An 8,862-nucleotide genomic window follows, 5' to 3' on the forward strand; every position below is an offset into this window, starting at 1 on the left:
GGGTGGGCGGAAATGGACTGCGGCATTGTAGCCACCCTTGTGATGTCCTGTTCGCATGCAGGGCCGGCGCACATCACGTAAAGTGGCGGGCACTCGAACCATACAGAGACACGCACGCCATGGATTTCCTGCAATCGCTGCTGGCCCCGCGCCTGCAAAACGTTGAAACCTCTGCCATCCGCGAACTCTTCAAGGTGCTCGGCAAGCCGGGCCTGATCTCGTTTGCCGGTGGCTTTCCGGATTCGGCCCTGTTTGACGTGGAGGGCCTGAAAGCCGCCGCTGACAGCGCACTCACTGCAGATGCAGCCCGCGCCCTGCAGTACGGCGCCACCGAAGGTTTCGAGCCTCTGCGCGAGGCCATTGTCACGGTGATGAAGGCGCGCGGCGCCAGCATCGTCAACACCGACATCCTGGTCACCACCGGGTCGCAGCAAGGCCTGGACCTGCTGGGCAAGGTGCTGATCGGCGAGGGCGATACGGTGCTGGTGGAGGCGCCAACCTTCCTGGCCGCCATCCAGGCGTTCAAGCTGTACGGCGCCAAGGTGGCTGGCGTGCCGACCGACGCCGATGGCCTGGACGTGGATGCGCTGGAAAAGACGCTGGCCACGACGCGTCCGAAATTCCTCTATGTGATCCCCAACTTCGGCAACCCCAACGGCGCGCTGATGAGCCTGGAGCGCCGTCAGCGCCTGCTGCAGCTGGCCGTGCGACACAACCTGCTGATCGTCGAGGACGACCCGTACGGCGAGCTGTACTTTGACGCACCGCCGCCGCCGTCGCTGTACGCGCTCAGCCAGCAGACTGAGGGTGCGCAGGGCCGCGTGGTCTATCTGGGCAGCCTGTCGAAGGTGATGGCGCCGGGGCTGCGCGTGGGCTGGATGATTGCCCCGCCGCTGCTCCTGAGCAACGCGGTCATGGTCAAGCAGTTTGCCGATGCGCACACCTCCACGTTTGCGCAAGCCACGGCGGCGGCCTATCTGCGCAGCAACCGACTGGAGACCGTGCTGCCGCGCACGCGCGCTGCCTACGCGGAGCGTGCACACGCCATGGCCAATGGCCTGCGTACGCTGCTGCCCGAGAGCGAGCTGACCTTCAACCGCCCACGCGGCGGCATGTTCCTGTGGGGCCGACTGCCGGGCCGCAACGCCGCGGATGTGGCCAAGATCGCCATCGAGCGCGGTGTGGCCTTCGTGCCGGGCGCAGCGTTCTACGCGGTCGATCCAGACCGCTCGACGCTGCGCCTGTCGTACGCCACCTCGTCGCTCGCGCAGGTGGAAGAGGGCATCGCCAAGCTGGCCGGTGCCATTCGTGAGCTGCCGGTCGCCTGATCCTCTGCAGGTCTGATCGGTGGCAGGTGGGGCGCGCGGGCAGTGATGCCGGTGCGCTCCACCCACCCTCCATCCCGAGGCAATCGCCTCACGCACGCGGTAAGCTGGCGGCTCCCAAAAGAGAACATAGGAGACCCCCGCCATGCAGCCCCTGCCTCGTTTGCTCCGTCATCTTGTCTTCGCGCTCGGCGCGCTGTCGCTGGGCTTTCTGCCGGCCGCCGCCAGCGCGGACGAAGTGCGCGTGATGAACTCCGGTGGTTTTACCGCAGCCTACAAGGCGCTTGCGCCGGGCTATGAGAAGGCCACCGGCAATACGCTAGCCACCGCCTGGGGGCCGTCGATGGGCGCTTCGCCCGAGGCGATTCCCAACCGCCTGGCGCGTGGCGAACAGGCCGACGTGCTCATCATGGTGGGCGAGGCGCTCGACGGGCTGATCCAGAAAGGTTTGGTGGACCCCGCCAGCCGCGTGCCGCTGGCCGAGTCGCGCATCGGCATGGTGGTCAAGGCGGGCGCGCCCAAGCCGGACATCAGCACCGTCGATGCCTTGCGCAACACGCTGCTGCAAGCCCAGTCGGTGGCGTACTCCGACAGCGCCAGCGGCGTGTATATCGAGACCACGCTGTTCAAGCGCCTCGGCATTGAAGCGCAGATGCGCGGCAAGGCCCGCAAGATCGAGAAGATTCCGGTCGGCACCGTGGTGGCCAGCGGTGAATACGCCATCGGCTTTCAACAGGTGAGCGAACTGCTGCCGGTGCCGGGCGTGGACTTTGTCGGCAAGATTCCCGAGTCGCTGCAGAAGGTGACGGTGTTTGCGGCGGGCATTCCCATCAATGCCGCGCACCCCAAGGCGGCACGTGAGCTGATCCGCTATTTGGCCTCGCCAGAAGCAGCGCCGGCGGTGGAGAAGAGCGGGATGGAACCGGCACGCGCATCGGCAAGGGCGCCGGAGGCCGTGCAGTGATCGAGCCGGCTGTGCTGCCCGATCCGCCGCAAGACCCGGCGCTATTGCGCCGCCTGCTGCGGGCGAAGGATCGCATGGACGCCGTCTCGCACGAGGACTGGCCGGTCAAACGGCTGGCCGAGGTAAGCGGCGTGTCCGAGGCGCACTTCGCGCGCGCGTTCAAGCAGGCGTTTGGCATTCCGCCGCACCGCTACCTGCTTACGCGCCGCATCGAGCAGGCCACCACCCTGCTGCGCGACACCGACCTGCCCATCATCGAGATCGCCTTCGCCACCGGCTGGGAGAGCCTGGGCACCTTCGGCCGCATCTTTCGCGACATCACCGGGCAGAGCCCGAGCGCCCTGCGCCGCGAGGCCCAGGCCAATGCGCCGCTGCAACAGCTCGACCGCGTGCCCGCCTGCGTGTTGAGGGCGGCGCAGCGGCCCGACCTCACCACAGCAGTTTCGGAGAAGCGTCGCCAACTGGCAGCGGGTACAAATCCGTCACCAACCAACACCAAGGAGCGGTGATGAGCCAAGGGATCAACGTCGTAGGGCTGTATGTGGACGACCAGGACGCGGCACTGGCGTTCTATGTCGACAAGCTGGGTTTCCGTGTGCATACCGACGTGCGCAACGGGCCGTATCGGTGGCTGACGGTGCAGCATCCGGAGCAACCGTCGTTCCAGCTTGGCCTGTTCCAGCCGGGCCCGCCCATCCATGACGAGGCCACCGCGCAGACATTGCGCGCGATGGTCGCCAAGGGCGCGATGCCGCCGCTGGTGCTGACCGTGGCCGACTGCCGCGCTACCTACGCGCAACTGCGTGCGCGCGGCGTGGAGTTCACGCAGGAACCAATCGACCGCTTTGGCAGTGTGGATGCGGGCTTTCGCGACCCGGCCGGCAACGGCTGGAAGATGATCCAGGCTGCCGGAGGTGCCAAATGAGCGCCCGCACCGGACTCCGCCAGTTTCACCGCTGGGTGTCGATGGCCTTCACGCTGACGGTCATCGCCAATTTCGTCGCCATGACGCGTGGGACGCCGCCCGCGCGGATCACCTATGCGCCGTTGTTGCCGCTGGCGTTGCTGATGATCACGGGGCTGGTCATGTTTGCGTTGCCGTATGTGGATCGGCGCGGCGGGCGCGCTGGCCGGGAAACTTTGGCAGCGAGGAGTTGAGGTCCAGATAGCGAGGTCAGAGCCCGGCGCGCCAACTCGATGCCGGCGTGCCGAGCTTTGGTCCCGAATGTGGCGCAGGTTTACTGCTGCATCTTGAACGGTGCGCCCGGGGCTGGACCTTGCACGCGCTTGACCTCTTCCTCGGGCACTGGCACGACTGCAAATACGGCGTCGGTGTCCTTGGCTTCACGAATGTCGACGGACTTGCGCTCGAAGATGTTGACGCCCGAGAACACCATCACATCCCCGAGTTTGGGCGTGAAGGCAAAGTAGTCGGGTTCGTCGAGCACGAGGTTGCCCTTGACGATGACTTTGCGTTGCAGGTACGCGTAATCTCCAGTCACCAGTACGGCCTTGGCCGGGTTGCGCAGATTGTTGCCAGCCACGTCGCGCAGCATGACGGTCATGCTGCGCTCCAGTGTCGCTTGCAGCATGTCCCGCAGGGGTTGTGCCTGCTGCGCCAGCCAGCCGGTATCACCCGACAGCGGCTTGATGTCGGCGCTGGCCGCGATGTACTGCGTCTCCCACAGCGGTTTGCCCGCGGTATCCACCAGCTTGGTCTTGAGCACGACATACGGACGGACGTCGGTGTCGTTTACGTACGTCAGCACACCGAAGGGCTGCACGCTCAGGTGCGTGCCGCCAGTGCCAGCCGTTAGCGCCTTGTTGTCGCCGGCTTTCAGCTTGGCTTGCAGCAGCGTATCGGCCTGGGCCAGCATGTCATACGTCGTGACTGCGGACGTATCGCCGGCGCGGCTTTGTGCGCGTGCGCTGTTAATGGAGTCCGCCGCGATTACACCCAGCAGACCGAATGCCATGCCAACTCCGAGGCCCGCCTGGTGTCCGCTGATATATAGCCGGGTATTGGGCACCGCATAGATGCCGAGCGGCAGATCCCACTTTGACGGTGGCTCCTTGTCGAGGCTCACCGTCACCTGCGTCTGCTCGGCAGGGAACGGTTCGGTGTGGCGGAAGCTGGCACAGCCGGCCAGCGCGGCGATGGTCAGGCCGAGTGCGGCCCGGACGGCGAGTTGACGCAGTCCCATTGTTACTACTCCCTGATGATGTTGTTGTTGGAGACCTGCCGGTACACCTTGGGGGCCTCATCCGCTCCCGCCGGTGCCGCAGCCGGTCGAATGCGGATGATAAGGAAACAATGTGATCCGCGGATACCCCCCGAAGCGCGGTTTCACTGGCTCGGGGCGCTGCCGCACTATGCAGTCTGCGCGGCGGTATGCGTTACCTCATGCCGGCCACCCATCCGCCACAGCACCACCGCCACCACATGGCACGCCGCTGCCGCCCACCCCAGCATGCCCGGCCCGCCATGGGCCAGTGCCAGCGCCCCCACGCTCGACCCCAGCGCAATCCCCACATACACCGCAGATGCATGCAGCGACAGCGTGATCGGCGATACGTCTGGTGCCAAGCGGATCAGCCGGGTCGCCTGTGCCGGCCCGAAGCCCCAGCCGGCCATACCCCACAGCACGACCGCGCCGATGGCGATGACGGTTGCCACCGAGCCATGCAGCACCTGGGCCGATAGCGACAGCACCGAGAACGCCAGCACGATGCCCACGCTGCTCACCGCCAGCACGCGGGCGACGCCTGCGCGGTCCGTCATGTGCCCGCCCAACCCGGTGCCCAGCGCTGCGAAACTGCCCACCAGAAACAGCACGATGCCCACGTGCTGCGGCGCAAAGCCCAACCCCTGCACAAAGAACGGCGCGACATACGTATAGAACGTGAAGCCGCCTGCGGCCCACAGCGCGGACACCGCCAGCGCACCGAGCATGCCGGGCCGGCGCGCCACGCTCAGGCGTTGGGCCAGCGTGGTCACGCTGTGCGGCAACGCACGCGGCAGGCCGAACGCGAGGCCCGCCGTGGCGAGTGCCGACAGCACGCCGCACGCCACGAAGGTCGAACGCCAGTCGCCCTGGGCTGCAATCCACGCACCCAGCGGTACGCCCAGCGCCACCGCCACCGTACCGCCGCCCGTGATGATGGCGAGTGCCGAGCCACTGCGTGCGGCCGGCACCAGCGAGGTCGCCACCGCATTGGCGGTCGGCAGGAACACGCCTGCGGCTAGCGCCAGCAGCACGCGCGCCGCCATCAGCTGCCCGAAGCTGTGCGCACCAGCGGCCAGCAGGTTGCCCGCCGCAAAGATGACCAGCGCGCAGATCAGCACGCGGCGCCGGTCGACGTTGCCGAGCAGCGTCGCCATCACGGGCGAGCCCACGGCGTAGGTGACGGCAAACACAGTGACGAGCTGCCCCGCCGCCGGCACGCTCACGCCCAGGTCTGCGGCCAGCACCGGCAGCAGGCCGGCAATCATGAATCCTTCGGTGCCGATGGCGAACGCGCCCAGGCACAACCACCACAGCGATGCCGGCATGGTCGGCTCCTGTCAGAAGAGGAAAGCGGGAGGAGGGGCGGAGCCTGTGGCTCCGCAGGGGACTAGAGCGCGGTAGTGTCGGCGGTCTGGCCGAACAGCACGCGGCGCTCGTCGTCGGAGATGTCTTCGCGGCGGCGCGAGTAGGCGCGCTCGACGCCGGCATACGCGCGCTCGGTGGCCGGGCGTGCGCCAACGGCCTTGAACCAGCGCTGCAGGTGCGGGAAGTCGCCCAGGTCTTGCCCGTGCCCTGCGTGCGGCACGATCCACGGGTAGGCCGCGATGTCGGCGATGGTGTAGTCGTTGCCGGCAATGTACGGGCGATCGGCCAGGCGGCGGTCGAGCACGCCGTACAGGCGGTTGGTTTCTTTGGTGTAGCGGTCGATGGCGTAGGGCACGCGCTCGGGCGCATACACGTTGAAGTGGCCGATCTGCCCGGCCATCGGGCCCAGGCCGCCCACCTGCCAGAACAGCCACTTGAGCACTTCCATGCGGCCGTGCAGGTCTGTGGGCAGTAGTTGGCCGGTCTTCTCGGCCAGGTAGAGCAGCATGGCGCCCGATTCAAACAGCACCACGGGCTCGGTCCCCTCAGCCGGGTCGTGGTCGACCATGGCCGGGATCTTGTTGTTGGGCGAGATGGCGAGGAACTCGGGCTTGAACTGGTCCCCCCGGCTGATATCCACGGGGATGACGCGGTGCGGCAAACCGGTCTCGGCAAAGAACAGCGCCATCTTCAGGCCGTTGGGGGTGGCGCAGGTGTAGAGGTCGATCATGGCGAGGCCCTCGTGTTTCTGTCGTGTTGGTTGACAGAGTAGGTGCGTGAGTGGCCTTTTGTAATGACCAGAAATCGGAATTTCTGGGTGGCCACTTGGCTCAGTGGCCGTGCACCTGTGCGGGCTCGGGCGTCTCACACGATCGCGCGTAGCTCTCCCACGCAGCGGTCACGCACAGCACCCCGGTTGCCAGCGCTGACACCGCCAGCGCGGACAGGCCATCCGCCACCAGCAGCCCGGCCGCTCCCAGTACGACCAGCCCGACCACGTGCGCCGGGCGCACCCGCCCGAAGATCGCCCACTTGAACAGCAGGTTGCCCAGCAGATACAGCCCTGCGCTGCCCAGCACCGCCAGCGCCGCGCCCGCATGCGGATGGCCCACCGGATGCGCGAGCACAAACTCGTCGGCCACCGCCCCAATGATGATGCCCGCCACCAGCACCACGTGGATGTAGGTGTAAGCCAGCCGCGCCAGGCGGCCCGGGTCGGCCGAGTGCGACATGGTGTGTGCGCCGCGCTCGGCAATCGTGTCGAAATACAGCCACCACATGGCCAGGCTGCCGATGAACGACACGGCCATCGCCGCAATGTTGGCTGCGTTCCAGTCGAGCCCGGCAAACGTCGAGCCCGTCACCGTTACGGACTCACCCAGCGCGATGAGGACGAACAGCGAGCAGCGCTCGGCCATGTGGCCGCCTTCCACGTTCCAGTCGTCAGTGGTGGAGCGGCCCAGGCCCGGCGTGTAGAAGCCCATGGACGGGCCGATCCATTCAATGGCCAGCGCGGCGATCCAGCACACCCAGCGCACCGGCACGTCCGACAGCCCGCCCGCCAGCCACAGCACCGCCGAGATGCCGAGCCACACACCGATGCGCTGGAAGTTGCGCCGCATGCTCAGCGACTCATGCCGCACGGCCCACAGGAAGAACAACGTGCGCCCGAATTGCATGAAGACGTAGGCCAGCGCAAACGCCAGTCCGCGTGAGCTGAACGCCTGCGGCAGCGATGCCGAGAGCAGCAGCCCCGCCGTCATCAGCACCAGCATCAGGATGCGGATGGCAAGCTTCTCGGGGTCGAGCCAGTTGGTGACCCACGAGGTGAAGATCCACACCCACCACACCGCCAGCATCAGCAGCAGCGCCTGCGCGCCGCCTTCTAGCGTGAAGTTGCCGATCAGCAGGTGCGAGAGCTGCGTCACCGCAAAGACGAACACCAGATCGAAGAACAGCTCGATGTTGGTGACGCGGTGGTGGCCGTGCCCACCATCGGATAGGGTGGGCGCGGCGCGGAGGTAGCTGCGGTGCATCGTGAGTTTTTCGTGTGTGTTGTGTTCAGGTGGACAGGTCAGGCCGACTGCATGCCGAGCGTGAGCGTGCCGGCCCCCACCATTACCGCACCACCGGTGTAGCCAAAGCGACGCTGCGCGGCCACGCTGGTCAGGCGCTTGGCGAGCAGCTTGGCGGCCAGCGCGTACATCGACGCATTGGCGGCGGCCAGGCACACGAAAGTCGGCAGCAGGATCACACTTTGCGACAGGAAGGTCTGGTCAGCCGACATGAACTGCGGCACGAACGCGACGAAGAAGACGATGCTCTTGGGGTTGAGCGCGGTGACCGTCCACGCGGACAGGAAGCGGCGGCCGGCGGACTTTTGCTGCATCGGGATGGCGGCCTCGGGCGCATTGTCGCGCAGGCGGCGGGCGCTGAGGATGGACTTGATGCCCAGGTAGACGAGGTACGAACCGCCGATGAGCTTGAGCGCTGTGAATGCCGCGGCGGATGCGGCGAGCAGGGCGCCCGCGCCAGCCAGCGAGACGGCCATGGCGGTGGTGTCACCGGCGGCGACGCCCGCCACCGTGCTCCACGCCGAGCGGCCACGGTTGGCCAGCGAATCACCAATCACCAGCAGGATGGTGGGGCCCGGGATCAGCAGGATGATGATGCTGGCGCCAATGAAGGCCAGCCAGGTGTGGAGGGTCATGGTGGGGTCTCTGGTTTTTGGGGTTGGGAGAGACAGTTATCCATGAAAATTTTGGGGCGTCAAACGAGGGGTGTTTGGTTTTTGCGTTTTGGGTTTTGTGTTGGTGGTTTGCTTCCGTTTCGTCCCCTGCCGGGGCCGACTGACTTTCTTTGTCTTGCCAAAGAAAGTAAGCAAAGAAAGGCGCGCCCGAGATGGCGAAAGCCTCCTTGGATTTTTGTCGCGGGGAGGGGAAGGAGCCAAACTCGCTGCGCTCAGACAAGGCTCCTTCCG

The 8,862-nt window shown here is 66.5% G+C and carries 10 protein-coding genes; 5 read left to right on the forward strand and 5 right to left on the reverse strand.

What is annotated here, in order from left to right; genetic code table 11:
* The first annotated feature begins 119 nt into the window (after positions 1-119).
* From R2N11_RS25845 to R2N11_RS25865, 5 genes are all read left to right on the forward strand, one after another.
* Positions 120-1,328 (forward strand): aminotransferase-like domain-containing protein, encoded by a 1,209-nt coding sequence (locus tag R2N11_RS25845; protein ID WP_316682922.1) that lies wholly within the window; start codon positions 120-122, stop codon positions 1,326-1,328.
* A gap of 142 nt (positions 1,329-1,470) precedes the next feature.
* Entirely contained in the window at positions 1,471-2,289 is an 819-nt protein-coding gene (locus R2N11_RS25850; protein WP_316682923.1) for a substrate-binding domain-containing protein, read from the forward strand.
* Positions 2,286-2,798: an AraC family transcriptional regulator gene (locus R2N11_RS25855; RefSeq protein ID WP_316682924.1), complete on the forward strand. Its 513-nt coding sequence runs from the start codon at positions 2,286-2,288 to the stop codon at positions 2,796-2,798. The genes R2N11_RS25850 and R2N11_RS25855 overlap by 4 nt, the downstream gene beginning before the upstream one ends.
* Entirely contained in the window at positions 2,798-3,214 is a 417-nt protein-coding gene (locus R2N11_RS25860; RefSeq protein ID WP_316682925.1) for a VOC family protein, read from the forward strand. The genes R2N11_RS25855 and R2N11_RS25860 overlap by 1 nt, the downstream gene beginning before the upstream one ends.
* On the forward strand, positions 3,211-3,447 hold the full coding sequence (locus R2N11_RS25865) for a hypothetical protein (protein ID WP_316682926.1): 237 nt from the start codon (positions 3,211-3,213) through the stop codon (positions 3,445-3,447). Before R2N11_RS25860 ends, R2N11_RS25865 begins: the two co-directional genes overlap by 4 nt.
* Before the next feature lie 80 nt (positions 3,448-3,527).
* Here the strand turns inward: R2N11_RS25865 and R2N11_RS25870 are convergent, their stop codons facing one another.
* The 5 genes from R2N11_RS25870 to R2N11_RS25890 all read right to left on the reverse strand — a co-directional run bounded on the left by R2N11_RS25870 (position 3,528) and on the right by R2N11_RS25890 (position 8,592).
* Complete coding sequence (locus R2N11_RS25870) at positions 3,528-4,493, reverse strand: hypothetical protein (protein WP_316682927.1); 966 nt, start codon at positions 4,491-4,493, stop codon at positions 3,528-3,530.
* Between the two features lie 167 nt (positions 4,494-4,660).
* A complete protein-coding gene (locus R2N11_RS25875; RefSeq protein WP_316682928.1) occupies positions 4,661-5,842 on the reverse strand; it encodes an MFS transporter in 1,182 nt (393 codons plus the stop codon).
* Between the two features lie 62 nt (positions 5,843-5,904).
* Positions 5,905-6,612, reverse strand: coding sequence for a glutathione binding-like protein (locus R2N11_RS25880; protein ID WP_199031884.1), 708 nt, complete (start codon positions 6,610-6,612; stop codon positions 5,905-5,907).
* 100 nt (positions 6,613-6,712) lie between these two features.
* Positions 6,713-7,918, reverse strand: a complete 1,206-nt coding sequence (locus R2N11_RS25885) for a low temperature requirement protein A (RefSeq protein ID WP_199031883.1) — start codon at positions 7,916-7,918, stop codon at positions 6,713-6,715.
* A 38-nt stretch (positions 7,919-7,956) separates the two neighbouring features.
* Entirely contained in the window at positions 7,957-8,592 is a 636-nt protein-coding gene (locus R2N11_RS25890) for a LysE family translocator (RefSeq protein ID WP_199031882.1), read from the reverse strand.
* Between the last annotated feature and the right edge of the window lie 270 nt (positions 8,593-8,862).

Origin of the sequence: Ralstonia flaminis (assembly GCF_958415495.1) — a bacterium.
Lineage (GTDB): Bacteria > Pseudomonadota > Gammaproteobacteria > Burkholderiales > Burkholderiaceae > Ralstonia > Ralstonia flaminis.

Bases quoted from the DNA above. Each gene is read 5' to 3' on its own strand.
- R2N11_RS25845 (WP_316682922.1), top strand. From the start codon at position 120: ATGGATTTCCTGCAATCGCTGCTGGCCCCGCGCCTGCAAAACGTTGAA.
- R2N11_RS25850 (WP_316682923.1), top strand. From the start codon at position 1,471: ATGCAGCCCCTGCCTCGTTTGCTCCGTCATCTTGTCTTCGCGCTCGGC.
- R2N11_RS25860 (WP_316682925.1), top strand. From the start codon at position 2,798: ATGAGCCAAGGGATCAACGTCGTAGGGCTGTATGTGGACGACCAGGAC.
- R2N11_RS25865 (WP_316682926.1), top strand. From the start codon at position 3,211: ATGAGCGCCCGCACCGGACTCCGCCAGTTTCACCGCTGGGTGTCGATG.
- R2N11_RS25870 (WP_316682927.1), bottom strand. From the start codon at position 4,493: ATGGGACTGCGTCAACTCGCCGTCCGGGCCGCACTCGGCCTGACCATC.
- R2N11_RS25875 (WP_316682928.1), bottom strand. From the start codon at position 5,842: ATGCCGGCATCGCTGTGGTGGTTGTGCCTGGGCGCGTTCGCCATCGGC.
- R2N11_RS25880 (WP_199031884.1), bottom strand. From the start codon at position 6,612: ATGATCGACCTCTACACCTGCGCCACCCCCAACGGCCTGAAGATGGCG.
- R2N11_RS25885 (WP_199031883.1), bottom strand. From the start codon at position 7,918: ATGCACCGCAGCTACCTCCGCGCCGCGCCCACCCTATCCGATGGTGGG.
- R2N11_RS25890 (WP_199031882.1), bottom strand. From the start codon at position 8,592: ATGACCCTCCACACCTGGCTGGCCTTCATTGGCGCCAGCATCATCATC.